This window comes from Streptomyces sp. AA4 (assembly GCF_000158875.1).
Classification (GTDB): Bacteria; Actinomycetota; Actinomycetes; order Mycobacteriales; family Pseudonocardiaceae; genus Amycolatopsis.
The window spans coordinates 1,138,233-1,162,406 of the sequence record NZ_GG657746.1 but is presented as its reverse complement, the minus strand read 5'-3'; the positions used below and the strand labels follow the sequence as shown (position 1 = coordinate 1,162,406).

At 68.6% G+C, this 24,174-nt stretch carries 26 protein-coding genes; 4 read left to right on the top strand and 22 right to left on the bottom strand.

Annotation, left to right across the window (positions count from 1 at the left end; genetic code table 11):
• Positions 1 to 496: 496 nt before the first annotated feature.
• Together SSMG_RS46660 and SSMG_RS05580 are read right to left on the bottom strand one after the other, a co-directional pair.
• Positions 497 to 622 (bottom strand): hypothetical protein, encoded by a 126-nt coding sequence (locus SSMG_RS46660; protein ID WP_255409804.1) that lies wholly within the window; start codon positions 620 to 622, stop codon positions 497 to 499.
• A 68-nt stretch (positions 623 to 690) separates the two neighbouring features.
• Positions 691 to 1,086 carry a cupin domain-containing protein gene (locus SSMG_RS05580; RefSeq protein ID WP_037716644.1) on the bottom strand — a complete coding sequence of 132 codons (396 nt, stop codon included), beginning with the start codon at positions 1,084 to 1,086 and terminating at the stop codon, positions 691 to 693.
• Positions 1,087 to 1,148: 62 nt separating this feature from the next.
• On the opposite strand from SSMG_RS05580, the gene SSMG_RS05575 reads away from it, so the two are divergent.
• Complete coding sequence (locus SSMG_RS05575) at positions 1,149 to 1,619, top strand: MarR family winged helix-turn-helix transcriptional regulator (protein WP_009073612.1); 471 nt, start codon at positions 1,149 to 1,151, stop codon at positions 1,617 to 1,619.
• 244 nt (positions 1,620 to 1,863) lie between these two features.
• Here SSMG_RS05575 and SSMG_RS05570 read toward each other — a convergent pair whose 3' ends face one another.
• The 12 genes from SSMG_RS05570 to SSMG_RS05510 form a co-directional block, all read right to left on the bottom strand.
• Entirely contained in the window at positions 1,864 to 2,691 is an 828-nt protein-coding gene (locus SSMG_RS05570) for a spermidine synthase (RefSeq protein ID WP_009073610.1), read from the bottom strand.
• A complete protein-coding gene (speD, locus tag SSMG_RS05560) occupies positions 2,688 to 4,112 on the bottom strand; it encodes an adenosylmethionine decarboxylase (RefSeq protein WP_286157026.1) in 1,425 nt (474 codons plus the stop codon). Before speD ends, SSMG_RS05570 begins: the two co-directional genes overlap by 4 nt.
• Before the next feature lie 108 nt (positions 4,113 to 4,220).
• The gene (locus SSMG_RS05555) at positions 4,221 to 4,748 is read right to left on the bottom strand and encodes an AAC(3) family N-acetyltransferase (RefSeq protein WP_078561069.1); all 528 of its coding nucleotides are present in this window, start codon (positions 4,746 to 4,748) and stop codon (positions 4,221 to 4,223) included.
• A gap of 270 nt (positions 4,749 to 5,018) precedes the next feature.
• Positions 5,019 to 6,209 (bottom strand): cytochrome P450, encoded by a 1,191-nt coding sequence (locus SSMG_RS05550; protein ID WP_009073604.1) that lies wholly within the window; start codon positions 6,207 to 6,209, stop codon positions 5,019 to 5,021.
• Between the two features lie 14 nt (positions 6,210 to 6,223).
• A complete protein-coding gene (locus SSMG_RS05545) occupies positions 6,224 to 7,042 on the bottom strand; it encodes an ABC transporter permease (protein WP_009073601.1) in 819 nt (272 codons plus the stop codon).
• Entirely contained in the window at positions 7,039 to 7,998 is a 960-nt protein-coding gene (locus SSMG_RS05540; RefSeq protein ID WP_009073599.1) for a daunorubicin resistance protein DrrA family ABC transporter ATP-binding protein, read from the bottom strand. The genes SSMG_RS05545 and SSMG_RS05540 overlap by 4 nt, the downstream gene beginning before the upstream one ends.
• 20 nt (positions 7,999 to 8,018) lie before the next feature.
• A complete protein-coding gene (locus SSMG_RS05535) occupies positions 8,019 to 8,864 on the bottom strand; it encodes a DUF4097 family beta strand repeat-containing protein (RefSeq protein WP_009073597.1) in 846 nt (281 codons plus the stop codon).
• 77 nt (positions 8,865 to 8,941) lie between these two features.
• Positions 8,942 to 9,463: a YlcI/YnfO family protein gene (locus SSMG_RS05530; protein WP_037712668.1), complete on the bottom strand. Its 522-nt coding sequence runs from the start codon at positions 9,461 to 9,463 to the stop codon at positions 8,942 to 8,944.
• 237 nt (positions 9,464 to 9,700) lie between these two features.
• The gene (locus SSMG_RS05525) at positions 9,701 to 10,105 is read right to left on the bottom strand and encodes a MerR family transcriptional regulator (RefSeq protein WP_009073593.1); all 405 of its coding nucleotides are present in this window, start codon (positions 10,103 to 10,105) and stop codon (positions 9,701 to 9,703) included.
• Positions 10,106 to 10,147: 42 nt separating this feature from the next.
• Complete coding sequence (gene efeB / locus SSMG_RS05520; protein WP_037716634.1) at positions 10,148 to 11,380, bottom strand: iron uptake transporter deferrochelatase/peroxidase subunit; 1,233 nt, start codon at positions 11,378 to 11,380, stop codon at positions 10,148 to 10,150.
• Positions 11,381 to 11,399: 19 nt separating this feature from the next.
• On the bottom strand, positions 11,400 to 13,430 hold the full coding sequence (gene efeU, locus SSMG_RS05515; protein ID WP_037712666.1) for an iron uptake transporter permease EfeU: 2,031 nt from the start codon (positions 13,428 to 13,430) through the stop codon (positions 11,400 to 11,402).
• A gap of 76 nt (positions 13,431 to 13,506) precedes the next feature.
• Complete coding sequence (locus SSMG_RS05510; RefSeq protein ID WP_037712664.1) at positions 13,507 to 14,076, bottom strand: TetR/AcrR family transcriptional regulator; 570 nt, start codon at positions 14,074 to 14,076, stop codon at positions 13,507 to 13,509.
• 71 nt (positions 14,077 to 14,147) lie between these two features.
• Between SSMG_RS05510 and SSMG_RS05505 the strand changes: the two genes are divergently transcribed.
• Entirely contained in the window at positions 14,148 to 14,732 is a 585-nt protein-coding gene (locus SSMG_RS05505) for a dihydrofolate reductase family protein (RefSeq protein WP_009073587.1), read from the top strand.
• 220 nt (positions 14,733 to 14,952) lie between these two features.
• On the opposite strand, the gene SSMG_RS05500 is transcribed toward SSMG_RS05505, so the two are convergent.
• The 3 genes from SSMG_RS05500 to SSMG_RS05490 form a co-directional block, all read right to left on the bottom strand.
• Positions 14,953 to 15,765 (bottom strand): aldo/keto reductase, encoded by an 813-nt coding sequence (locus SSMG_RS05500; protein ID WP_037712661.1) that lies wholly within the window; start codon positions 15,763 to 15,765, stop codon positions 14,953 to 14,955.
• A 14-nt stretch (positions 15,766 to 15,779) separates the two neighbouring features.
• Complete coding sequence (locus SSMG_RS05495; RefSeq protein ID WP_009073585.1) at positions 15,780 to 16,958, bottom strand: MFS transporter; 1,179 nt, start codon at positions 16,956 to 16,958, stop codon at positions 15,780 to 15,782.
• A gap of 342 nt (positions 16,959 to 17,300) precedes the next feature.
• Positions 17,301 to 18,635: an aminotransferase class I/II-fold pyridoxal phosphate-dependent enzyme gene (locus tag SSMG_RS05490; protein WP_009073583.1), complete on the bottom strand. Its 1,335-nt coding sequence runs from the start codon at positions 18,633 to 18,635 to the stop codon at positions 17,301 to 17,303.
• A 128-nt stretch (positions 18,636 to 18,763) separates the two neighbouring features.
• Here SSMG_RS05490 and SSMG_RS05485 point away from each other — a divergent pair, with 128 nt between their 5' ends.
• Together SSMG_RS05485 and SSMG_RS05480 are read left to right on the top strand one after the other, a co-directional pair.
• Entirely contained in the window at positions 18,764 to 19,255 is a 492-nt protein-coding gene (locus SSMG_RS05485; RefSeq protein WP_037712659.1) for a hypothetical protein, read from the top strand.
• A 67-nt stretch (positions 19,256 to 19,322) separates the two neighbouring features.
• Positions 19,323 to 19,670, top strand: a complete 348-nt coding sequence (locus tag SSMG_RS05480; protein ID WP_009073579.1) for a helix-turn-helix domain-containing protein — start codon at positions 19,323 to 19,325, stop codon at positions 19,668 to 19,670.
• A gap of 274 nt (positions 19,671 to 19,944) precedes the next feature.
• Here SSMG_RS05480 and SSMG_RS05475 read toward each other — a convergent pair whose 3' ends face one another.
• From SSMG_RS05475 to SSMG_RS42245, 5 genes are all read right to left on the bottom strand, one after another.
• Positions 19,945 to 20,535, bottom strand: a complete 591-nt coding sequence (locus SSMG_RS05475; RefSeq protein WP_009073577.1) for a ClpP family protease — start codon at positions 20,533 to 20,535, stop codon at positions 19,945 to 19,947.
• Positions 20,532 to 21,146, bottom strand: coding sequence for a ClpP family protease (locus SSMG_RS05470; protein ID WP_009073576.1), 615 nt, complete (start codon positions 21,144 to 21,146; stop codon positions 20,532 to 20,534). The genes SSMG_RS05475 and SSMG_RS05470 overlap by 4 nt, the downstream gene beginning before the upstream one ends.
• A gap of 79 nt (positions 21,147 to 21,225) precedes the next feature.
• Positions 21,226 to 22,776 (bottom strand): hypothetical protein, encoded by a 1,551-nt coding sequence (locus tag SSMG_RS05465; protein WP_158687991.1) that lies wholly within the window; start codon positions 22,774 to 22,776, stop codon positions 21,226 to 21,228.
• A 26-nt stretch (positions 22,777 to 22,802) separates the two neighbouring features.
• Complete coding sequence (locus SSMG_RS05460; RefSeq protein ID WP_009073571.1) at positions 22,803 to 23,480, bottom strand: haloacid dehalogenase type II; 678 nt, start codon at positions 23,478 to 23,480, stop codon at positions 22,803 to 22,805.
• A gap of 9 nt (positions 23,481 to 23,489) precedes the next feature.
• Positions 23,490 to 24,137: a TetR/AcrR family transcriptional regulator gene (locus SSMG_RS42245; protein ID WP_100266711.1), complete on the bottom strand. Its 648-nt coding sequence runs from the start codon at positions 24,135 to 24,137 to the stop codon at positions 23,490 to 23,492.
• Positions 24,138 to 24,174: the final 37 nt, after the last annotated feature.

Sequence of the window (24,174 nt, the reverse complement as noted above, 5' to 3'; positions counted from 1 at the left end):
CGACCGCGCGGCCGTACTTGTCGGCGAACCGGGTCAGGATGTGCCCGCTCGTCTCGCCCGGCGTGCTGGCGGAAACGCGTCCGCCTTCGTCGCGCTCGACCTTCGTGAATCCGAGGTGCCGCAACAGTTCCGCGCCGGCGGCGTCAGCCAGTTCCTTCGGCTGATACCACAATTCGGCGCCCGCCACGCGCGGCCGGTAATGTGTCTCGAGCGCGTCGATCCCGTCGAGGCGCAACTGCACCCCACCGCGGGAGTTGGTCCGCACTTTGAGGCGGGCGGCGGAAAACGCGTCAGCTCGGTCCGGGTAGAACCGCACCGAATCCCCGTCCGGCGACGCCCCGGCAACCCGGAACTGACCTTTGATCAATGTCAACGGCACGAGAACGACGGTAACTGCCGGACCGGCCGGCAGTTACCGTGTTTCCCGAGCCGTCACCGACCGGTCATTCGGGTGGTTACCGCGTGTCACGCAACGGATTCCTCCGTGCGTGCGGCGTTACTGGCAGGCTTCGCAGTCCGGGTCGTCGATGCGGCAGGCAGCGCCGTCGACGAGCGGGAAATCGAAGTCGTCCAGAACAGGAACGACCGCGGCGGACTCTTCTGGCGTGGTGGGAGCAGACATATCCGTTGTAGCCGCTCAAGATCGCCGAACATTCCGTGACGCCCGCCACAGTCTCCAGTCGCCCAGTCTCAGGCCACCCAGTCCGGAAGAATCTTGTCCCCGTCCGCCGTCGCACACGCGGGCACCACGCCGGTCCGGTACACCCGCGTGCTCCCCGGCGCACACACGATCGCCACCAGGCCGCTCCGCGCGCCCGCCCGCACCTGCCGCTCCGCGTCGGCTGGCAGCACCACCGTCTCCCCTTCCCGCACGACCTCGACCACCCCGCCCACCGAGATCTCCGCCCCACCCCCGAGCACCGTCCACACCTGCTCGGTGTCGAACGCATGCACCGGCCCGACCGCGCCGGGCATCATGTCCACTCTCCACACCGCCTGCTGGCTGCCGCCCTGCGTCGGCGAGGCCAACGTCGTCATCACCGCGTTGGGCGTCTCCGTCCGACGGCTCTCCCGAATCACTGTCATGCGCTGCTCCCCGTTAAGATAGACAATCAGGTTGTCCATATAGTCAACGAGGTTGTCTACTTATGTCAAGCGATCCGCCCGGATACGAGCTGCCGCTGCGCCTGCTGTTCGGCTTCCGCAGCCTGATCGACGACCTGCACGCCGACCTGGCGAAGCAAGGCCACCCCGACGTGCGCCCGATGCACGGGTTCGTCTTCCAGGCGATCGGCCCGTCCGGCACGACCGCCGTCGAGCTGGGCCGCACTCTCGGCGTCACCAAACAGGCCGCGGGGAAGACGATCGACACCCTGGAACGACTCGGCTACGTCCACCGAGAACGCGACCCCGGCGACGGCCGCCGCCTGCTGGTCCGCCTGACCGACCGGGGCCTCGACTGCCTGGCCAAGTCCGCCCGGATCTTCGAACGACTACGGGCGGAGTGGTCTGAAACCCTGGGCGCCGAGCGGCTGCGGGCCTTGGAGGAGGACCTGCGGAAAGTCGCTTCCCCGGAGTCCGCGCGGCTGGATTTGCCCGGCTGGTTCTCGGGCCACTGACCTGACGCGATCACGCGTCGTGCGTGTCGAGAACCAGCCGCTCCAGTCCCGAAACGAAGATGACGTTCTCCTCGAGATACCCCACCGTCCCCGGCTCCGCGCATCATCGTCGGCAAGTCCAGTTGAAGAACCTGGCCCGTGACCACGGCAAACCCGTTGCGCCCCAGCAGATCCACCATGGAATCGAACGCGTCGCTGACCACTCCGTCCGGAATGACCAGCGCGAACGTCCACACTTCCGTCATCAGCGAAGACTGATCGGCGGAACAGTCGCCCCCCGCAACGTCAGCGCGTCAATCGACACCGGCCGGTACCGCAACTTCTCCAACCGCTCCACCATCGTCTCGAGCGACACTTCCCCGGCCGTACCGAAGAAAAACGCCCACTCGTGCTCCGGCGAGCCAAAGTAGACCGGAGCCGGGAACACTTCCTCGAACCGACGCCAGCACTTCACCAACGTCGAGTTCCGCCACAGCGTCGGGCACCCGCCCTGATACGCCACCACTCCACCCGGCGTCAGCAACGACCGGCACTGCGCCAGGAATTCCTTGCCGTACAACCGATTGTGCTGCGCATCGGCGTCATCCTGCTCATCCGGCAGATCCACCAGCACCACGTCGTACTTCTCCGCGCAAGCCTGGACGTACTCCCACCCATCCGCGTAATGCACCCGGACCGGTCCCTCGCCACGCTCCGCCCGGGCCAGTTCAGCCGGCGTGTACCCATACGGAAGATGCTCCGCGCAAAGCCGAACCGCCTCGGCGTCGATGTCCACGTGGTCGACCAAAGCCCCCGCCTCGGCCGCGATCTGGCACACCACGCCTTCGCTGGACCCGACCACCAGCACGCGGTCCACAGTGGACGCCAGCAGCAGCGCCGGAATCAGCAACGCCTCGTGATACACCAGCTGGCTGAACTCGGTGCTCTGCCGTTCGTCGTCGCAGAACAGCGAAATCCCCTGCGCCGTTTCGCCGATCACCAGATGCTGATACGCAGTACGCGTGTCCACGAGCACGTCCGAAACATGCCACCGCCGCGTCAGCCCCGCGCCGACCGGTTCCTCGATGTTCAACTGTCTTCCTGTCCTCGGTGGATAGTGGTGACCCGCGAAACGCTCGCGCCGAGCAAGTCCCGCAGCAAGTGAACCGCCAGCTCCGGATCCGCCTTGCGCCCGCACGTGAACACGTCCACGAATGCCGACCCGCGCTCCGGATACGTGTGAATCGAAGCGTGCGACTCCGACAGCAACGCCATCGCCGTCACACCGTGCGGCTCGAACTGCTTGTACGTCAGCTCGCACACCGTCGCACCGGCCTTGTCCAGCGCGCGTTCCAAGCTCTCGCACAAGAACGCCGGATCGTCGAGCAACTCCGCGGCCACCCCGGAAAACTCAGCCAGCACATGCCGTCCGGCGAATTCCCCTACGCCAGCGGATTCCCCGCCGATGAAGTACGCCCGCAACGGCGGAAAACCGTTGAACGACACCGAAGAGTAACTTTGCGTGTACGCCCCTGCGTGCGGAATATCGACGTAATCCCCCGCCCGCAACGCCAACGGCAACCGATACGGCGTGCGCTGATAAAGCACGTCGTCCCCGTCGCAGGTCGGCCCCGCAACCACAACGGGCCCGTCCGGACCCCCGTCATGCGCGGTAACCAACCGGTACGCGATCGCCTCGTTCTCCGTCTCGGCAAGCCCGCCGTACCGGCCGATGTCGAGATACACCCAACGCTTCTCGTCCGCCGCGGACTTGCGCGAAACCAGCACGACCTCGCTGCGAATCACCCCCGCCGAGGCCACCACAGCCCGCCCCGGCTCGAACGACAGCTCAGGGGCCACCGCGAAATGCCGCCCCACCGCGTCGCGAATGACCGCCGCGTATTCCTCCAACGACGGCGGCTCAGTCAGATAGCCAACCGGAAATCCGCCGCCGATGTTCAAGCCACGCAAGGAAACCCCGCGCTGCGCCACCGCACGAGTCACCTCGCCCGCAGCAGCGATCCCGGCCTCCCAAGCCCGCGGATCGACATGCTGCGACCCCACGTGAAACGCGATCCCTTCCGGATCCAGCCCCAGCTCGGCAGCCCGAACCAGCAACTCGGCCGCCATCGCGGGATCACACCCGAACTTCCGCCCGAACGGCGTCAACGCCCCAGGACTGTCCACCAGAATCCGGCATGAAACCGTCGCCCCCGGCGCGAACTCGGCGAGCTTCTCCAGATCCTCCCGGCTGTCAAAGGTAAACCGCCGCACCCCGACGCGATGCGCGAATTCGATGTCCCGCGCTTTCTTCACCGGGTTGCCATAAGACAGCGACTCCGGCCGCACCCCTTGCGCGAGACACAATTCGATCTCCTCGCGCCCCGCGACGTCAAACCCCGCCCCGGCTTGCCGAACCACCCGCACGACCTCGGGCGCCGGATTGGCCTTGACCGCGTAGTACATCCGCGCTTCCGGCAGCACCGCGCGGAGCCGCGCGCAGCTTCCGCGCACGACGTCAAGATCCACGACGAGACACGGCGTCGGCGGCTGCCGTTCCTCCAGGAACGCCTGGCAGCGCTCCAACCCTTCAGTCACAACGCCCGAGTATAGGTGCCAGTTTCACCGCAGCAGCTCAGCCAGCCTCCGCCGCGCGAAACCTACGAACGGTACACAGTCCATCACTTGACAGTCCGCGTCGCCGATCTTGCCCCGCCGCACGCCGCCGGTCTCCCCGAATTCCGCTCCGACCTGAGGAAAGAAGCGCCCGTTGTCGTCCCCGACGTCGTCGGTCCGCACCCACACCCGCTCACCGTCCACCAGGTACGGAAACCGCCGGACCTTCCGCCGATGATGCGGGACGAGGGATTCGGCATAGTGCAGGAACGAGTTCCGGTCATGCCCGACCCCGAGCAGCACGATCCGCGCCCCCGCCCGAGACAACCACTCGAACGGCGACCCCCGCCCCACCGCATAACCCAGCGGCTGCCGAGAAGTCACCTCCGCCGCCCGCGCCCCCACCGCCGCGACCGACGCCTGCGGCGTAAACGCAGGCACCACCACCGTCCCCGCGACCCCCAGCACCCCACGCACGACCGCCTCCGCCCCACCCTCCACGCTCCCCAACGCGGACAACGACGAATGCACCATCACCACCCCGCCTGGCGGAACCCCCAACTCCCGAACCCCCGCCTCCACCCCATCCGCATCAACCACACTCACCACCGCCACCTACCCTCGAAACTGACGAAGACGACCACTTCACCCCATCCCCTCGCCCCCGCCGCAGTTAGCACTGGCTCGGAGCTGTCAAGGGGTGGCCGCGCCAGCGGCCATCGCGCAGCGACGCCGAAGGCGCCCTTGATAGCGCCGAGCCAGTGTTAAACAATCAAAAGCGAGGGAGTCAACCGGACCACAACGTCACCAAGCGACCGGCAACTTCACGACCCCATAAATATTCTGCACCTCAGGCCGCACCACAACTTCCCCCGCCACCCGCAGCCGAGGAAACCGCCGCGCCAAAGCAGGCAACGCCACAGTCATCTCCACCCGAGCCAACTGCTGCCCCAAACACTGATGAATCCCGTGCCCGAACCCGACATGCCCGGCCGCATTCCGCCGCACGTCCAGCTCGTCCGGCCGCTCGAACTTCCGCGGATCCCGATTGGCCGCCTGCACCGACAGCACCACAGTCTCCCCAGCCCGGATCACCTGCCCGCCGATTTCGACATCCTCCAGTGCGGCCCGCGCCCCGGTATGCGCGATCGACAAATACCGCATCAACTCCTCGACCACCCCCTCGGCAGCGTCCGGCTCGTCCCGCACCACCGCCCACTGCGACGGATTCCGCAGCAGCGCATACGTCCCCAACGCCAGCATGTTCGCCGTCGTGTCCAACCCCGCCGCCAGCAGGAACGTCCCCAGCCCAGCCAATTCCTCGTCGGTCAGAGCACTGCCGGTCAGGTCGCTGAACAAATCGTCCGTGGGCGCGGCCCGCTTAGCCGGTACCAGCGAAGCCACATACTCCTGCAACTGTCCATAAGCCGTCATCCTCTCCTCTTCGGAAAGACCCACGTCGCTGATCGCGGCCGCGCAGCCGAGAAAAGACGCCCGATCCGAATACGGCACCCCGAGCAATTCGCAAATCAGCACCGCGGGCACCGGATGCGCGTAAGCCTCGAGCAGATCGACCCCCGGCCCGGCCTTTTCCATCGCGTCCAGGTACTCGCCGGAGACCTCCGCGACCCGGTCGCCGAGCAACCGCATCCGCCGCACCGTGAACTTCCCGGTCAGCAGTTTCCGGAACCGCGTGTGCTCCGGCGCGTCGATCCCCGTCATGTCCCCCACCGGGGCCGGAGGCAGTTCCGGACAGATTTCCATCCCGGGAAACGGGTAGTGCCACAATTCGTACCGGCTGCTGAACCGCTGGTCCGCAAGAATCGCCCGGACCTCCGCGTGCCCGGTGGCCAACCAGCCGACGTGCCCGTCCGGGAACGCCATCCGCGTCAGCGGAGCCCGGTCCCGCACCGCGGTCAGCGACGGCGGAGGATCGAACGGGCACCCCTCCGCCCGCCCCATCGGAACCCCTTGCACGATCTCCTCGCCCGTCATCCCCCATGCCCCTTTCAGTGTGCGTATTCGCGATTGAAAAGCTTCTTGGACCAGAGATATCCGCCGACGCCCAGCACCGCGCACCAGCCGAGCGCGAACCACAGGTGGTTGCCGAGCGGCCGGTCGAGCAGCAGCGCGCGCAGGGTCTCGATGATCGGCGTGAAGGGCTGGTATTCGGCGAACCACCGCAGGGCGCCCGGCATCGAATCGGTCGGCACGAACCCGCTGCCGAGGAAAGGCAGCAGCAGCAACGGCATCGGCGTGTTGCTGGCCGATTCGACGCTCTTGCTCACCTGTCCGAGCGCGACGCACAGCCACACCAGAGCGAGCGCCACCACCACGAGGAAGCCGACCGCGGCGAACCACGAACCGACCCCGGCGGCGGGCCGGAACCCGACCAGCAGCGCGACCCCGGTGACCACCACGAGCCCGAACAACGCCTGCAGCACACTGCCGAGCACGTGCCCGGTCAGCACCGAAACCCGGGCGATGTGCATGGTCCGGAACCGGGCGATGACCCCCTCGCTCAGGTCCATCGCGACCGAAATCGCCGTTCCCTGCACGGTCGCGGTGATGGTCATCAGCAGAATCGTCGGCGCGACGAAGTTGGCGTACTCGGCTCTGCCGCCTCCTCCGGCCCCGCCTAATCCGGCGCCTAGCGTGCCGCCGAAAACGTAGACGAACAGCAACAGGAAGACGACCGGCATGCCGACCAGCATGATCGTCAGCGACGGATACCGGAGCATATGCTTGAGGTTCCGGCGCAGCATGGTCAGCGAGTCGCGCACCGGGTGGAAGCGCAGGTCCGGTCCGGCGAGAACGGGGGCAGTCATCGGGAAGTCACCTTTTCTTCGGTCGGGTTGCCAGTCAGGGCAAGGAAAACGTCGTCGAGATCGGGGGTGTGCACGGAAAGTTCGTCGACCTTCACCGACAACGCGTCGAGCCGGTCGATCAGCGCCTTGAGCGACTGCAGGCTGCCGTCGCTGGGCACGCGCAGCACGAGCGCGTCGTTCTGCCGCGACGCCTCGCTCAGCGCCCGCTGGGCGTGTCCGAGGTCGCCCTCTTCCGCGAAGCGCAGCTGGACGTGGCCACCGGGGATCTGGCGCTTCAGTTCTTCCGCGGTGCCCTCGGCGACGATCCGCCCGTGGTCGAGGACGGCGATCCGGTCGGCCAGTTCGTCGGCCTCTTCGAGGTATTGCGTGGTAAGGAAAATCGTGACCCCGCTGGCCACCAGCTTGCGCACGATCTCCCACATCGCCCGGCGGCTGCGCGGGTCGAGGCCGGTGGTCGGCTCGTCGAGGAAGATCACCTGCGGGCTGCCGACCAAGGTCAGCGCCAGGTCGAGCCGGCGCCGCATGCCGCCGGAGTACGTCGACACCGGCTTCTTGGCCGCGTCGACGAGATCGAACTGTTCGAGCAGCTCGGCCGTGCGCTGCCGCCGCGCGGTCCGGTCGAGGTGGTGCAGATCCGCCATCAGCAGCAGGTTTTCCTCGCCGGTCAGCAGATTGTCGACGGCGGAGAACTGCCCGGTGACCCCGATCGAGGCCCGCACGCCGTCCGCTTCCGCGGCCACGTCGTACCCGGCGACCTGCGCCGCGCCGCCGTCGGCATTGATCAAAGTGGACAGAATCTTTACCGTGGTGGTCTTGCCCGCGCCGTTCGCGCCGAGCAGCGAGAAGACCGTGCCGCGGGCGACCGCGAGATCGATGCCGTCGAGCACGACGTGGTCGCCGAAGGATTTGCGCAGTCCGGTCGCGGCGATCGCCGGCCGGGAATGATTGCTGGACATAGGTTTCTCCGAAACTCTGGTCAGGAACGGTGGATGACGATTTCGCCGAACGCGGTGTGCCCGCGGACCTCGACGGTCTCCTTGGACTCCCCGGCGCCGGTCGACGTCTCGAGCTGGTTGCGCACGTGGCCGAAGTTGGTCTTCACGTCGAGCCAGGCCGCGGTGCCCTCGGCGATGCCGATCCGCAGGTCGCCGATCGCGCTCTCGAGCAGGACCGAACCGCGGACGATCTCGCCGAGCCGGATCGCCCCGTTGGACGTCTTCGCGTCGACGCCCGCGCCGGCGTGTCCGACGGTGATGTCGCCGTTGGCCGAGCGCACCCGGACGTCCCCGGACGCGGACTCGATCGTGGTGTCGCCGTTGGAGTTCTTGACCGTCACGGCCCCGTCGACCGGACCGAGCCGGACCTTGCCTGACGAGGTGGAGATTTCCGCCTCGCCGCCGATCCCCTCGACCGTGACGTGACCGACCGAGGTGTCGACGCGCAGCGGACCGGTGCGGTCGAGGCTGACGTTCCCGGCGGCGGTCTTGAACCGCGACTGCCCGAGTTGCCCGGTGCTGTGGAACGCCCCCGCCTGCACCTCGGCGGCGACCCGCGAACCGGCGGGCAGTTCGACCGTCACGTCGACCGAGCGGGTCTTGCGGGAGAAGTCGAACGCCCGCAGTTTCGGGCCGGTGATGTGCAGCGTGCCGTTGCTGTAGTCGACGCGGACCTGCTCCGCGGTCTTGACGTCGGACGAGTCCGTCTCGTCGGTCGGCCGGACGTCGACGACCGTGTCGGCGCGGTCGCCGGCGGCGAATCGCACCTGGCCGACGCCGAGGTCGAGGGTGACGGAAATCGGGTCGGGAGTGTCGAATTTAGGCATGGTTGTCCCCACTTCGGTATTCGGTGTGCCGTCTCCGCAGGTCGGCGACGGAGGAAAAGCGTTAGCGAATTACGGAATTACCGGACCCAGCCGGTGAAACTCTGCTTGGAAAAGGTGCCGCCGGTCGATTCGAACCGCGCTTCGCGTTCGGGCCGCTGCTGCAGTGCCGCGGTGGCCGCCCGGACGAGCCAGGCGTTGACCGAACGGCCCTCCTTGGCGGCGGCCTCCTCGACCGCGGCCTTGAGCTGTTCGGGCAGCCGCACGTTGATCCGCGCGGACGGACCGTCCTCGGAGAACAGCGGTTCGGCCTCCGGAGCCGGTTCGGCCGCGGGCGCGGCGGACGGAGCGGGTTCGGCGGGCGGCACGGTCACGACGAAGTTCGGGTCGCGGCCGCGCAGGCGCAGTTCGACCGACCCGGGCGCGAGGTCCCGGGTGATCTCGTCGACGGCACCGGACAGGGTGTCCAGGAGGGTCATCCGGATCGCCGATTCGAGCGATCCGGTGAGCCGCTCGACCAGCGCGCGTCCCTCTTCGCCCCCGGCCTCGGCCAGCGTCGCGAATTCCCGCCCGAGGTTGCTTACGTACGTGGTCAAGTCCATGGCACCACTATGGCACACGGTTGGCACCACCGCAAGCCACCTTGGCTCAGTTTGGCACCACCATGGCACCCATCACCACAAAACCCCAGGTCAACCCGTGGTGCCACTCTGGAAAATCCGGTGCCACACCCACAGGCCCACATCGCCCCAATGCCACATTGGGTGCGTCAGACGCACCGAACGCCACATTGGGTGCGTCGCATGCACCCAATGCCACATTGGGGTGCTCGGGTCCGGCTACCTGGCCGCCTTCGCGACCGGCAGCTCGATCCCGGCGCGGAAGTGCGGACACTCGTCCAGCGGGCCGTCGTGCTGGCACCGCACGAGGTGCTGCAGGTACGCCTGCGCGTCGAGCAGCCGCGTCACCTGCTCCCGGATCTCCTCGATCCGGGCGGCGACCGTGTCCCGCCAGTCGCTGGACTGGCCGTGCACCCCGAGCAGCACCGCGATGTCGTCGAGACTCAGCCGGCCGGTTTCGCGCCAGGTGCGGATCAGCGCGATCCGGTACAGCTGGTCCTGGTCGTAGACCCGCCAGCCAGACCGGCGACGCGGCTCGATCAGGCCGCAGCTTTCCCAGTAATGCAGCGTCGACACCGGCACGCCGAAGCGCGCCGACACCTCGCCGACCGAGTACAGGTCCATACCTCATTGCACCGCACCTCGACCGTCGCGAGCAAGGTTAGGCTAAGCAAACAACCCGCTGGCATACCAGTCGCCCTGGTCGCGTACGCCAGGCAGCGTGAAGAAATATCCGCCGCCGAACGGCTGCACGTAATCGACCAGCGGCTCGCCGGCCAGCCGCTGCTGCACCGTCTCGAACTGCCGCCGCACGTCCTGCTGATAGCAGACGAACACGTGCCCGGCCTGGAGTTCCCCGTTCGCGTCCACGCCGAGGTCGTAGTTGTAGGAGCGGCGGACCAGGCGCTGGTTGTCGGTGGCGGGCGTGCGCGGATTGGCCTTCCGGATGTGCGCGGTCAGCGGGATCACCGCGCCCTGCGGATCCGCGGCGTAGTTCGGATTGTCGGTTTCGGCGTTGCCGTCGAGCGGGGCGCCCGAATCGCGGCGGCGGCCGAACATCTTCTCCTGTTCGTTGATCGACACCCGGTCCCAGAACTCGACCAGCATCCGGATCAACCGCACCACCTGGTAGCTGCCGCCGTGCGCCCACGCGGGCTCGGCCGGATCGTCGACCCACACCAGCCCGCTCGCCTCGCCGCCGACCGGATTCGCCGTGCCGTCCTTGAACCCCAGCAGGTTCCGGCCCGCACCGGACGGCCGCGGAGGCGGGTTGTAGCCGTGCATTTTCCACCGCATCTGCATGGCGCCGCGGGTGTGCCGGGTGAGGTCGCGCAGTGCGTGGTGCACCGTGTCCGGGTTGTTGGCACACAACTGGATCAGCAGGTCGCCGTGCATCCAGGCGGCTTCCGGCGCGTCGTCGGGGAAAATCTTCATCGGGGTCAGCTTTGTCGGTTTCCGCGCAGCGAGTCCGACGCGGTCGAAGAGGCTCGCGCCGAACGAAACCGTGACGGTGAGGCCGTCGGCGAGCACGGACGGGCCGAGCACCTCGCTGTCCGACGGCGGCCTTCCGACGCCCAGGTTCGGCGGCGTGCCACCGGTGGCGAGGAAGCGGGCCCGGTCAGTGAGCGTGTGCAGGAGCGCAATCAGGTCGGCCTTCGAGTTGCTGAGCAGATCGAAGGCCACGAAGGCCGCGGAAGCCTGTTTTTCGGCCGGCGCCGGGGTGAGCACGCCGGACTGGTTGGCCCCGTGGAACGGGTACTCCGTCGCCGGCGCTGGTGCCGCGCCAGCGGAGCGCTCGTCGGCCTGGGCACCGCCGATCAGCACGCCTCCGGTGAGCGCGGTGCCTGCCGCACCGGCGGCCGCGCCTTTCAGGAAGTTGCGGCGGTTCACGTTCGTCACTTCGGGATTCACCAGCCGATCAGTGGCTCGGGGGAACTTCGAGCAGAGTGGGCACCGCGGACAGCGTCTCGACGACCGCACCGGCCGCGCCGTTGACGGCCTGCCGCTGGGCGAGGGTCGTGGGCGCGTGGTTGACCAGCGCTTCGTGCAGCGTGTCGAGTTGCTTCGCGGCGGTCTGGACCAGGCCGGGGGCGCGCTCGTTGAGCAGCGGAGTCAGCTCAACCAGGACGGTCCGGGTGACGTCGATGTCGGCATCCGTCGCGGCGTACGCGGTTCCGCTGCCTTGATCGTCCATTCCGGACAGATGGTCGCGGATCGCGTCCTCGAGGATTTCGTGCGCGCGGATCGGCAGCTTCGTGGGATCGCCCGCGACGTCGTCGGTGTTGAGTTTTCCGCGCAGGGCCGCGAGATCCTGGGTGAGCTGGTCGGCGACCGGCAGCAGCGACGCCGGAGCCTGGCCGTGCCACAAGCCGTACTCCAAGCGATGCAACCCGGTGAAGCCAGGATCGGCTGTGTTCGCGGGCAATCCGTTCGGCAGGCCGTCGACTGCGGTGCCCGCGTCGCCGAAGCTGTTGTAGGACGCGCCGACGCGCTCCCACGCGAGTTGCGCGGTCAGCCAGTCTTTCTTCGCCGCCTCAGTGTTGTTCGCAGCCAGATCGGCGCGGACCGTGCCCACCCCAGTCGACACGGTGCCGAGTTGCTGGGCGGCGTATGCGAGATATTTCTGATTCGGCCCGGTGAGATCTTCGGTGGTGACCGGTTTGACCGGCGCCGGACCGTCGCTGGTGCCACCGCCGCTGACCTGCACCGGAGCCGACGCGGTCGTGGCCTGACCGGACATCAGGCAGTGGAAGGTGTAGGACCCGTTGGCGAGCGTCGCGGACATCGTGGCGCTCGTGGCCGGACCGATTGTCTCGATCTCCGCGACGATGCCGCCGCTGCTGTCGTCTAGCCGGATCTCGCCCGCCTTGGCCGTTTTGTTGGTCACCGTGATGGTTTGCGTCCCGGCCTGCGCGGACTTCCATTCCGGCGCGCAGTCGTGGTCGGTCACCGAGATCGCGGAACCCGTCGCGGCTTGGGGAAGCGCGGTGAGCACCAAAGCGGCGACCGCGACCGGCACCAGTACCAGCGCGCCCGCGACGACCACGGTGTGCTTGCCCGCCAGCCGTTCCCACTTCCCGGCCGGTTCCGGTTCGCTCGCGGGCTTGCGTTCGACCGGCTGCCGACCGGCCTTGACGAACAGCGGGATCACGACGGCGAGGTAGGCGAGCCAGGCCGTCACCTGCAGCACGGTCATCCGGGGCGTGAGCTCGGTGACGCCGCTGATCAGCGAGACCCACCACGAGTTCGGGTCGAGCGTGCCGGTGAGGTCGAACGCGACCCAGCTCTGGCCGGGCAGCACTCCCCCGTCCTGGAGATCGCCGAGACCGTAGGAGAGGACGCCGGCCGCGATGACGATCAGCACGAAAGCGGTGCGGCTGAAGAAAACGCCGAGGTTGAGTTTTACGGCGCGACGGTAGAGCAGCCAGCACAGCAGGATCGCGAGGCCGAGCCCGAGCGCCGCTCCGGTCAGCGGCGCGACCGTGGTGCCGGACGCTTTCACCGCCGTCCAGAGGAACAGCGTGGTCTCCAGGCCCTCGCGGCCGACCGCCAGGAACGCGGTGAGTGTCAGCGCGCCCGCACCGATCGCGACCGCGCGTTCGACTTCGCCGCGTAATTGCGCGGAAAGCCCCATCGCGGTCCGGCGCATCCAAAACACCATGCCGGTGACGAGAAATACCGCGAGCACGCTCAACGAGCCGCCGACGATCTGTTGGGCGCGCGAAGAAAGGACATCGGTGGAAAAGGTGAGAATCGTGGCGAAACTGCCCGCTACGGTCACCGCGCCCAGCACGCCCAGCCATACCGGGGCCGTGGACACCGGACCTTCCGCGCTTTCGTCCGGCCGGATCTTGCGCAGCGCGGCCAGCAGGATGCTCACCACGAGGCCTGCTTCCAGCCCTTCGCGCAAGCCGATCATCAGGTTCGGAACCGCGTCTGCCCACTGCACGCGGCTTACGATAGGCAAACCTAAATTATCGGTCGAGGGCGGGATGGGAAACGGTTCTTTTTCTCCCGGATAGTCCTTATTCGGCGGCGACGATCCGTTCGACCGCTTCCGTGATCAATTGTTCCCGTTCCGCCTCGGAAAACACGTCCGGCAACGTCAGCTGTTCGACGATCAGCCAGTTCAACGCGAGAATCAGCAGCTTGACCGCCGTGGCGTCGCCGGGCAGCCCGGACGCTTGGTGGTACGCGACATTCGCGTCGACATCGGCCCGGACGCGCTCCGTCAGCACCTTGCGCAACTCCGGCCGCCGGGCGGCCTCGAGCCGCAGCTCCAGCAACGCGAGATACCCCGTGCGGAACCCCGCGACCCGGCTGACCAGCTCCCGCATCAACTGGGCATACGACTCCCGGTCCCCGCGACCGGGCGGGATCGAGTCGTCGTCCGGCTGCAGCCGCTCGTACACCCGGGCGCCAGCCTGCGTGAGCAGCTCGTCCCGATTGGCGAAGTAGTTGGACGCGGTGCCCGCGGGCACGCCCGCCTCGCCGTCGACCGCCCGGAACGTCAGCCCGCGCGCCCCCTCGCGCGCCAGGACCTCGATCGCCGCGTCGACGAGCGCAGCCCGCCGCTGTTCGTTCCTCCGCACCATTTGACACCACTCCAGTTGTAGTTGTACGGTCCAAACCACTTCAACCATAGTACTACAGACGGAGTTATCAGATGCGAAAGCTCGTGTACTACATCGCGGTCACCCTCGACGGCCGCATCGCCGGCCCCGCGGGCGAGTTCGACTTCTTCCCCCAGGGCGACGCCCCGCAGACCGCCGCATATATGGGATTCATGAACTCGCTGTACCCGGAGACCGTCCCCACCGCGTTCCGCGCCGCTTTCGGCCTCGCGGACGCCCCGAACCGCCGGTTCGACACCGTCCTGATGGGCCGCGCGACCCACCAGCTCGATCCGAGCGTCCCCAGCCCATATGCGCACCTGCGGCAGTACGTCGTGTCGAGCACGCTGAAACCGGACCTCGACCCGGCGGTCACCGTCGTCCCCGGCGACCCGGTCGGCCTGGTGAGAGACCTGAAGAAGGAGGAAACGGAAAAGGACATCTGGCTATGCGGCGGCGGCACCCTGGCCGGGGCGCTGCTGCCGGAGATCGACGAGATCGTGCTGAAAAGCTATCCCGTGGTGGCGGGCGCAGGCATCCCGATGGTGGCGGGCGAGTTCGACCCGACGGTGTTTTCGGTGGCGGAACGAACGGCTTTTCCCAACGGGGTCACGGCTACCCGCCTGGTGCGCAACTAGCCGGGGTTTGTTTCGCCTTAGCGGGCGGGGTTCCCGCTCGTGCCGACCCGACGCGAATTGCGAGCGCGTGGCACGGAGGTTCGTGAGGGGAACCCTGACGGACTCTGATTCCCCTAGGGTTCCCCTCACGGACTTCGCACGAGCCCATCTCGGCCACGCGCACACCCGTCGCCCGGCCGGTTCACCAGAGAGGAACCCGCAGCGGCGGCGGGAAGCCGGGTCAGTTGAACTGATCCGGGTCCGGCCCGGTGCGCAGGCCGCGGTCGGAGGCGGCGATCGCGGCGAGGTCGTCGTCGGTCAGCGCGAAGTCGAAGACGTCCAGGTTCTGCCGGATCCGGGCGGGCGTCACGGACTTCGGGATCACGATGTTGCCCAGCTGCAGGTGCCAGCGCAGCACGACCTGCGCGGCCGATTTGCCCGTGCGCTCGGCGATTTCGGTGATCGCCGGGTCGGTCAGGACCGCGCCCTGGGCCAGCGGGCTCCACGCTTCCGTCGCGATGCCGTGCTCGGCGTGGAAGGCGCGCAGTTCCTTCTGCTGAAGACCCGGGTGCAGCTCGATCTGGTTGACCGCGGGCACGAGGTCGCTGGTGTCGAGCAGGCGACGCAGGTGCGCGGGCTGGAAGTTGGAGACGCCGGCGGCGCGGATCCGGCCGTCCTTGGCGAGGTGTTCCAGGGCGCGCCAGGTGTCGAGGTAGCGGTCGCGGGCGGGCGTCGGCCAGTGGATCAGGTACAGGTCGACGTAGTCGAGACCGAGTTTCGCGAGGCTGGCGTCGAAGGCGCGCAGGGTGGAGTCGTAACCCTGGTCTTCGTTCCACAGCTTGGTGGTGACGAAGAGTTCCTCGCGGGAGATCCCGGACTCGGCGATGGCGCGGCCGACGCCTGCTTCGTTGCCGTAGATCGCGGCGGTGTCGATGCTGCGGTAGCCCGCTTCGAGCGCGCTGGCCACCGCGGCGGTGGTCTCGTCGTCCGGGACCTGGAAGACGCCGAAGCCGAGCTGCGGAATTTCGACGCCGTTGTTCAGGCGGATCTTCATGGATGTTGCCTTTCTCAGTGCTGGACAAGGGGTTCGGCCACGGCGACGCGCGGCCGCCGCTCGAGCGCGGCCGACAAGACCGCGAGGCCGAGCGCGGAACCGGCGAGCGCGACCCCGACCCAGTTCGGTGCGGTGTAACCGAATCCGGCGGAAATCACGACGCCGCCGAGCCACGCGGACAGCGCGTTGCCGAGGTTGAACGCGCCGATGTTGACGACGGAGGCGAGCGTCGGCGCGCCGTGCGCCTGGTCGAGAACGCGCTTCTGCAGCGGCGGCACAGTGGCGAAGCCGAGCGCGCCGATCAGCAGAATCGTTGCCGCGGCGAGGACTTTGCTGTGCGCGGTGACGGTGAACAGCGCCAGTACGATCGCGAGGCCGCCGAGGCTGACGTAGAGCATCGGCATGAGCTTGCGGTCGGCGAACCGGCCGCCGGTCAGGTTGCCGAGGAACATGCCGACGCCGAACAGCACCAGCAGCCAGGTCACCGCGCCCGCCGAATACCCGGCGATCTCGGTCATCATCGGGGCGATGTAGGTGATCGCGGCGAAGACCCCGCCGAAACCGAGCACCGTCATGGCCATCGCGAGGATCACCTGGACGTTCCGGAACGCGGCCAGCTCCTTGCGCAGATGCGCCCCCTCGGGCCGCGGCAGGTCCGGCACCAGCTTCGCGACGCCGGCGAGCCCGACGACGCCGAGCGCCGCGACGACCCCGAACGTGACCCGCCAGCCGACCGCCTGCCCGACGAACGTCCCGAGCGGCACGCCGACGATGTTGGCGACCGTGAGGCCAGTGAACATGATCGCGATCGCCCCGGCCCGCTTGTCCGGCGCGACGAGCTCCGCCGCGACGACCGAGCCGATCCCGAAGAACGCCCCGTGCGCGAGCGACGCGACAATCCGCCCGGCGAGCATGACCCCGAAAACGGGCGCGACCGCCGAAAGCAGGTTCCCCGCGATGAACAGGCCCATGAGCAGCATGAGCATGGTCTTGCGATTGATCTTCGTCCCGAGAACGGTCATCACCGGGGCGCCCGCGACGACCCCGAGCGCGTAACCCGTCACCAGGAAACCGGCCGAGGGAATGGACACCCCGAAGTCGGCGGCGATCTCGGGGAGAAGACCCATGATCACGAATTCGGTGGTGCCGATCCCGAACGCCCCGATGGCCAGCGCTACCAGTGCTAGTGGCATGAGCCCGCGTCTCCTTGGTCTGCGTGTTGGTGCCTCTTGTCGGCTTCAGCAATAGTTGCATACGCGGCATGTTGTTGGCGCTTGTTGTTGATGGAGGTCACAGTTGCGGCCTGATTCGTCGGATGCCCAGGCGGGAGTGGTCGCGGGACCTCGGAGGAATTCAGCCGCAAGATGAGGTCGGCGGGCGGGGCGAGCACCGCAGCGGCCATCGCACCCCCGAGGGAGCCGACAATCGAGGCGAGCAAAGCCGCACCCTGCGCGAATCCCAGAGCTCCGGCGGGAGGCCGATCAACGGTTCAACCCTGCGTCACGCTCGGCGGCGATGTCGTTCCGGCGATCGGCTCAGTCCGCCAGCCGGTCGAGTGCTTGCTTCAACTGCGGGATCCACGCCTCGTGCTCGGGCTTCATCAGCACCGACCGCAAGATGGTGACCGTCTCGGCGTCGCGTTCGACATTCGGGTGCAGGGCGGCAAAAGCATCCGCGTCGACGCGCAATGTGGACAGATACAGCGGGTTTTCCTTGTCTGCCATGCCGTTCTGAAGAATCAGATTGGCAGCTTCGGTGATCTCGCTCATCCGTGTCCGTCGAGGCCAGTAGGTGACGATGTCCAAAGTGGGCTCCAGATGGAGCGCGAACCGGTCGGACTCCTTGAGCAGTCCGGCGAAATCGTTCGCCGCTCGACGGCAGGCGGACAGCAATCGGCCGAGGCCGCGGTCTCGTTGCAGCGGGAAGGCTTGCAGGGTAAGCCAAAGCGCTCCGGCGGCAGCGCCCGCGCGGGAGCATTCCAGGGAGATCTCCCCGAGGTGCAACTCGTCGGAAGTGAAATAAGTATAGGGAGAATCGTGTTTGTAGAACCGGCCGACTGCCGGGTCGGCGAACAACACCGCGCCGCATCCGTAGGGCTGGAGGCCGTGTTTGTGCGGGTCGACGACGACGGAATCGCACGAGCCGATCGCGCGATAGGCCGCGTATTCGTCCAGCAAGGCATAGAACCCGCCGTATGCGCCGTCGACGTGCAGGCGGACTCCGTACCGTTCCTTCAGCGCGAGGGCCTGCTGAATGTCGTCGACCGCGCCGAGTCCGGTGGTTCCCGGCGTCAGCACCACCGTGCCGACGCCGCCGCTGCGGATTTCAGCTTCGACCGCTGACATATCAACGCGACCGTCGGGAAGTGCTCGCACCGCGCGGGATTCCACGCCGAGCACCTGGCACATGCGGCCGTGCGTGTAGTGCGCGTCCCGCGAGTGGACGACCGCCTTGCCCGGGGCCAGTTCGCGGGCGACCCAGAGGGCTTCGAGGTTCGCGATGGTTCCGCTGGAGGTGAGATGGCCGAGCGACGGTTGCGCGAACCCGAACATCCGCGCCAGGTCCGCGATGACCTCGACCTCCATCGGCGAGGTGGCCTGCGACGCGTCGAGCGCGTGGTTGTTCGGGTTGACCACCATCGCGGCGAGGTAGGCGGCGACCGCGACCGGATGCGGCGGTTTGAGCATCTGGCCTGCGTAGCGGGGGTGGAAAAACGGGAAGGACGCGGCCATCCGGGTGGCGTAGGCGTCGAGCAGCGCGGGCAGGTCGACGTCCGGCTGGCTGGCCGGGGACGGCGGGAACGGACCCCATGTGCGTTCCCAGGCCTCGACGCCGCGGAGAGCCTGGTCGATCAGTTCGCGCCGGTCCATGCGTCACCCCGTCGGTCGCCGGTTCCTGCCTCCCAGGCACCCTACCGACTTGCGCGAAGTGGATTGGGCCTCTCACCTCGGCGCTCTAAGGTGTGACGAGTTTTCTTTCGCGCGGTGAGGAGCTCCCGATGACTGACGGCCCGACGTCCGAACCGGCTCCGCCGAGGGCGGGCGAATCGACCGAGGGAACACCGTCGGACGACGCGCAGGGCACGACGGCCGGTCTGCCGCCTTCCGGGTCCGCGCAGCAGGCTATGCCGCAGGCGTGGCCAACGCACCCAGGGCCACCGGCCGGGCAGCCGCAACCAGGGCCGGGTCAGCCGAACGTCCAGCAATACCCGGGCTACTCCCCCCTGCCCGCTCCGGCGAACGGCGTCTGGCTGGGCGTCGCGGCGCTGGTGCTCGGCATTCTCGGCTGCGTGGTCCCGCTGCTGCCGATCGACCTGAGCGGCGTCCGGGCTTACGTCGCGCTCCCGTTCGGGTTCGCCGGGCTGGCCTGCGGGCTCGTCGGCGTCATCGGACGGCGCACGGCCAAGCCGCTGTCCGGGGTGGGCCTCGGGGCGTCGGCGCTCGCGCTGGTGCTCGGCGTGATCATGCTCGGCAATCAAGTCGCGGGATGACGACCTGGCGTTCTGCCCTGAGCGGAACCGCTGTCGCCGCGGGCCCGGCGGATGCCAGGCTGGGCCTATGGCGGACATCCTTCCTTTCCACCAGCGCCGCGCCCCCGCCCGGGACGACGAGGCGGAACCCCTGTGGCGCGAGGTCCTCGGCCGCAGTCTCCGCTCCGCCCGGGAAAACCAGGGCGAGCGGCTCGTCGACGTTGCCGAGCGGGCCGGGATCTCGCCGCAGTACCTGTCCGAGATCGAGCGCGGCCGGAAGGAACCGTCGAGCGAGATGATCGCCGCGGTGACCGGCGCGCTCGGGGTCAACCTGACCGGCCTGCTGAGCGGAATCGTCGGCGACCTGCGGCGGATCAGCGTCGTCGGACCGAGGCCTGCGCGGCGTCCGGCCGGGCCGGTGCTGATGGCGGCTTGAGCCGAATCGCCAGCGACCGGGGACCGACCCGCGGCCAACGCCCCGCAAAGCCCGAACCGACCCGGGCGGCGGCACGCTCCGCGGGCGAGAACCCGAGCCGCTGACTCTCCAGCGACACCGCACGGCCGAACCGGTACCGGCGGCGGCCCAAGCCACTGCACAAGAACCGCCACCAGCAGGCCATCGACCAACCCATCACCCCGCCCGAACGAGGACCGAGGGGCCCGAACAGCGAAGCCGCGGGCCGGAACCCCGCCCCGGCCCGCGCCCCGCCTCACGGGCGAGCTTCGATCACCTGATCCGCCAGCCCGTACTCCACCGCCCCGGCCGCGTCGAAAACCCGGTCTCGGTCGGTGTCGTGGCGCAGCTCCGCGACGTCGTGGCCGGTGTGCCGGGACGTGATCTCCTCCAGTTGCGTCCGGACCCGGATCACCTCGTCCGCCTGCAGGATCAGGTCCGGGATCGTCCCGCGGCCCTGCGCGGCCGGCTGATGCAGCACCACGCGCGCGTGCGGCAGCACCGAGCGGCGGCCAGCGGCGCCGGCGGCGAGCAGCACCGCGCCTGTCGCCACCGCCTGGCCCACGCAGGTCGTCGCCACCGGGGCCTTGATGAAGCGCATCGTGTCGTACAGCGCCAGCATCGCCGCCGGGTCGCCGCCCTCGGAATTGATGTACAGGTTGATTTCCTGCTCCGGGTTGTCCGACTCCAGGAACAACAACTGTGCGATCAACGCGTTCGCGACGCCCGAGTCGATCGCCGTTCCCAGGTACACGATCCGTTCCGACAGCAAATGCGAGTAGACGTCCATGATCCGCTCGCCGCCGGGACTGCGGGTCACGACGTTCGGGATGGTGTAGGTGCTCATGCGCGTACCCCCAGGCCCATCGCGTGCGTGCGCACCGGCACGACCTGCTCCAGGCGGTCGACGATCTGGTCGATGAAGCCGTAGTCCTTCGCCTCCGCGGCGGTGTACCACCGGTCGTGCAGGGAATCGGCGAAAATGCGGTCGAACGGTTGTCCAGTGTCCTGCGCGGTGAGGCCCAGCACGGTGTCCCGCGTGTACCGCAGGTCGTCGGCCTGCACCTCGACCTCCACGGCCGAGCCGCCGATTCCCGCGGATCCCTGGTGCATCAGGATTCGCGCGTGCGGCAGGGCGAATCGCTTCCCGGGAGTGCCCGCGGACAGCAGGAACTGCCCGGCGCTGCAGGCCAGCCCGAGCGCGAGCGTCGACACGTCGCAGGGCACCAGCCGCATCACGTCGCGGATCGCGAGCATCGACGGGACCGAACCGCCGGGCGAGTGGATCCACAGCGCGATGTCCTTGACCGGGTCCTCGCCGGCCAGCGACAGCATCTGGGTCGCGAGGACCGTCCCGTTGTCGTCGTCGAGCACGCCGTCCAGTACGAGGACCCGCTGGCTCAGGAACCGTTCCCGAAGCCGCTGGTCGAACATCGGCGGAGTCGATTCGTTGGTCATGCCCCGACTGTGCCGCCGCGGGACCCGTCGCCGCCGCTTTCGCTGCCGACGGCAGATCTGCTGTGAGCAGCGCGGGAAGTCAGCCGGTTTTGCGGACCAGGTTCGTGTACCCGGCCAGTGCCAGCGTCGCCAGGCCCCACACCGCGACCTGCACGCCCCAGATCGCCGCCGTGAAAACCTGCCCGGGCACGCTCGCGGTGTCGAGGTCGCAGCGGCTCCGCAGACCGGTCGGCGCGATCGGCAACCCCCGGTCCAGTCCCAGGCCGATCAGCTCCACCGGCGAACACGCCGCTCCCGTCGCGACCCGTTCCGCCGCGTGGTGCCCGGGGCGGGTTTCCGTTGCCCCGGCCCACAATCCGAGCACGCCCGCGGCGACGAGTGCGAGCAGCAACGCCGCCGCCGTACGTCGCGCGCGGTAGCCGTATCCGGCCAGCGCACCCCAAAGCCAGTGGAACAGCCGCGACATCCGCCCGCCGAGCGCTTCCGGCGCGCGGCGGCGCAGGTCGTCCTGCTGTGCGATCAGAATGGCGCGCACGTTGCCGTCGTGGCCCGCGGTCCGTTCGACGGCCGCCAGCTTCTGGTAACCGGTGGCGTCGTAATACTCGGTGTGGCAGCGAAGCAGGTGCAGCCACCGCCGCCAGCCGAAGGCCGGATCGATGGCGGCGTAAGTGAATTCGTCCAGCCACACCAGTTCGGTGTGGGCGCATTCGGGGCTCGAGCTTCCGTCGGGACACACGAGGCCGTCCGGCAGGAACACCGTGGTGGCTTTGGCGTCGGAGAGCCCGAGCAGCCTGCCCTCCGGGGACGTGACGCGCGTGGTCGCGGAGAACTGGAGCTGCCCGCCGATCTGCGCGCCCTGCAAGCGCACCGCGCCGATCTCCCCGTTGCCGCTCAGCTTCGAGTCCCGGATCAGCACGCTGCGCCCGACGGTCAGGTTTTCCGCCTCGACGGCCGGGCCGCGGTCGTTGAAGACCGTGATGCTCTGGCATTCCAGCGGACCGCCGATGCGCGCGGCGTTGAGGCGGATCGCGCCGTCGGCCGAGGAGCCGGTGATCCGGGTTCCCTGGTGCAGGTACAGTCCGTTGCCCAGCTCCGCCGAACTCGCCTCGAGCGCGAACCCGGCCGGATTGGAGATCTCCGCGTCCCGGCACTGCAGATTCCCGCCGATGTGCGCGCCGATCAGCCGGATCGCCCCGTTCGGGCTGTTCCCGGTGATCCGCACGCCGTCGGAAAGGTGCAGGCCTCCCTCGATCCGCACCTGGGACGCGTCCAGACCCGGCAGGCGCCCGCCGATCAGGTACAGGTGCGGCAGCCGCGCCTGGCGCGCGAGCACCGGCTGGTCGAAGACGCAGGTGAACAGCATCAGCCCGGCGGTCGCGGTGGCGCCGTCGAGGTTCAGTTTTCCGGTGACGCGCGCCAGCTTCAGCATGATCCCGCGCGGGTCGAGTTCGCCGTGCCGGCCGAGGAGCAGGTCGCGCAGGACCTCCGCGCGCACGAGGTGGTCCGGGCTTTCGGTTTCGGCCAGCTCCGCGACGTCGATCTGGGCCGCGCCGAGCAGTTCGCCCTCGCGGGCCGACTCGACCAGACGGCGTTCGAAGTCGCTGAGATCGGTCACCCGGGGCGCTGTCACGCCCGAGATCATGCCGGGTCCGGGGCTCAGCCGCGACCGCGTCCGAGCTGGTCGGCGAGGTCCGCGAGGCCGTCGGCCCGCAGGTCGAACCGGTCGGCGGGGGCGGGCGGATCGCCGACCGGACGGCTGACGTACGCGGTCCGGAACCCGGCGTCTTGCGCCCCGCGCAGGTCCCAGGCGTGCGCGGCGACCATCAGCAGTCGCTCCGGCTCGCGGCCGGCGACGTCGACGGCGAGCCGGTAGACGTCCGGAGCCGGCTTGTAGGTGCGGGCGTTTTCGGCGGACAGCACGGTGTGCCAGCGCAGTCCGGCGTTCGCGCACAGGTCGAGCAGGACGGTCCGGCTCGCGTTGGACAGTCCGACCAGCGGGAATCGTTCGGCGAGGCGGGCGAGCCCGTCAATGGTGTCCGGCCACGGCGGCAGCTGCCGAGCCGCGAGCGCCAGCTCCGCGGCATCGCCGGCACCGACAGCGTCGGCGACGGCCTGCGCGGCTTCCCGGTCGATGACGTCACTCGCGACGTACGGCCGTTCCCCGGCGACAATGCGGCCCTGCTCCCGCTCGACGTGCTTCTGCCACACCGAAAGCAGGTCTTCGACCTCCGGGTCAGCGAGCGAGGGCGCGAATTTCCGGATCCCTGCCCGGATTCCGGCCGGTTCGTCGACAAGCGTGCCGAGCACGTCGAACACGAGCACCTCGATGTCCATGATCGCAACCTATCCGGACGCCTCGGACAGGGCAACCAGCGCCGTTCGCAGCCAGCGGCCGTATTCCGCCGCGGCCCAGCCCTTGACGCGCCGCAGATGCACCATCGTGTCCGCGCACAGCAGGGCGTCCGTGGTGCTCGCGAATTGCTCGATGTCCACAGTGGACGAAAGAAGGCCGTCCTGTGCCGCGCGGGACCAGAATTCCTTGCACAGCCGTGCTGTCTCCCGCCGCCCGGACTGCGCTGCCTCAGCGATTTCCGGCTCCGCTCCTTCAGCTTGTACCGCGACCTCCAGCAAAGCTCCGGCACGATCCGCGATTCCGACCGTGACGTCCGCGAGCGCGTTCAGCCGTTCCGCCAAAGTCGCGGCGGTCATCGCGTCCTGGGCTCGCGGCCGGTGCGCGACGTCGATCGGCTCCGCGTCCCCCACGAGCGCTTCGTCGATGACTCGTCGGAACAACGCCGCCTTGGTCCCGAAGCGGACGTACACCGTCCTCGGCGCGACTCCGGCCCGCCGCGCGACCTGCGTCAGCGCGGTGGCCGCGTAGCCGTGTTCCAGAAACAGCTCCCGCGCCGCGGCCACGACGAGCGCCTCGGTCCGCGCGATCCGGGCGGCCCCGAACTCCGCCCGGGCATCGGCCTTGACCTGGTCCTTCATCAGATGCATCCTAGCTGCATTGCAGTCGCACTGCAGC

Excerpts from the sequence above, each read along its gene's own strand:
- SSMG_RS46660 (WP_255409804.1), bottom strand. The coding sequence starts at position 622 with ATGTCTGCTCCCACCACGCCAGAAGAGTCCGCCGCGGTCGTTCCTGTT.
- SSMG_RS05580 (WP_037716644.1), bottom strand. The coding sequence starts at position 1,086 with ATGACAGTGATTCGGGAGAGCCGTCGGACGGAGACGCCCAACGCGGTG.
- SSMG_RS05575 (WP_009073612.1), top strand. The coding sequence starts at position 1,149 with ATGTCAAGCGATCCGCCCGGATACGAGCTGCCGCTGCGCCTGCTGTTC.
- SSMG_RS05555 (WP_078561069.1), bottom strand. The coding sequence starts at position 4,748 with ATGGTGCATTCGTCGTTGTCCGCGTTGGGGAGCGTGGAGGGTGGGGCG.
- SSMG_RS05550 (WP_009073604.1), bottom strand. The coding sequence starts at position 6,209 with ATGACGGGCGAGGAGATCGTGCAAGGGGTTCCGATGGGGCGGGCGGAG.
- SSMG_RS05545 (WP_009073601.1), bottom strand. The coding sequence starts at position 7,042 with ATGACTGCCCCCGTTCTCGCCGGACCGGACCTGCGCTTCCACCCGGTG.
- SSMG_RS05540 (WP_009073599.1), bottom strand. The coding sequence starts at position 7,998 with ATGTCCAGCAATCATTCCCGGCCGGCGATCGCCGCGACCGGACTGCGC.
- SSMG_RS05535 (WP_009073597.1), bottom strand. The coding sequence starts at position 8,864 with ATGCCTAAATTCGACACTCCCGACCCGATTTCCGTCACCCTCGACCTC.
- SSMG_RS05530 (WP_037712668.1), bottom strand. The coding sequence starts at position 9,463 with ATGGACTTGACCACGTACGTAAGCAACCTCGGGCGGGAATTCGCGACG.
- SSMG_RS05525 (WP_009073593.1), bottom strand. The coding sequence starts at position 10,105 with ATGGACCTGTACTCGGTCGGCGAGGTGTCGGCGCGCTTCGGCGTGCCG.
- SSMG_RS05510 (WP_037712664.1), bottom strand. The coding sequence starts at position 14,076 with ATGGTGCGGAGGAACGAACAGCGGCGGGCTGCGCTCGTCGACGCGGCG.
- SSMG_RS05505 (WP_009073587.1), top strand. The coding sequence starts at position 14,148 with ATGCGAAAGCTCGTGTACTACATCGCGGTCACCCTCGACGGCCGCATC.
- SSMG_RS05500 (WP_037712661.1), bottom strand. The coding sequence starts at position 15,765 with ATGAAGATCCGCCTGAACAACGGCGTCGAAATTCCGCAGCTCGGCTTC.
- SSMG_RS05495 (WP_009073585.1), bottom strand. The coding sequence starts at position 16,958 with ATGCCACTAGCACTGGTAGCGCTGGCCATCGGGGCGTTCGGGATCGGC.
- SSMG_RS05490 (WP_009073583.1), bottom strand. The coding sequence starts at position 18,635 with ATGGACCGGCGCGAACTGATCGACCAGGCTCTCCGCGGCGTCGAGGCC.
- SSMG_RS05485 (WP_037712659.1), top strand. The coding sequence starts at position 18,764 with ATGACTGACGGCCCGACGTCCGAACCGGCTCCGCCGAGGGCGGGCGAA.
- SSMG_RS05480 (WP_009073579.1), top strand. The coding sequence starts at position 19,323 with ATGGCGGACATCCTTCCTTTCCACCAGCGCCGCGCCCCCGCCCGGGAC.
- SSMG_RS05475 (WP_009073577.1), bottom strand. The coding sequence starts at position 20,535 with ATGAGCACCTACACCATCCCGAACGTCGTGACCCGCAGTCCCGGCGGC.
- SSMG_RS05470 (WP_009073576.1), bottom strand. The coding sequence starts at position 21,146 with ATGACCAACGAATCGACTCCGCCGATGTTCGACCAGCGGCTTCGGGAA.
- SSMG_RS05460 (WP_009073571.1), bottom strand. The coding sequence starts at position 23,480 with ATGGACATCGAGGTGCTCGTGTTCGACGTGCTCGGCACGCTTGTCGAC.
- SSMG_RS42245 (WP_100266711.1), bottom strand. The coding sequence starts at position 24,137 with ATGAAGGACCAGGTCAAGGCCGATGCCCGGGCGGAGTTCGGGGCCGCC.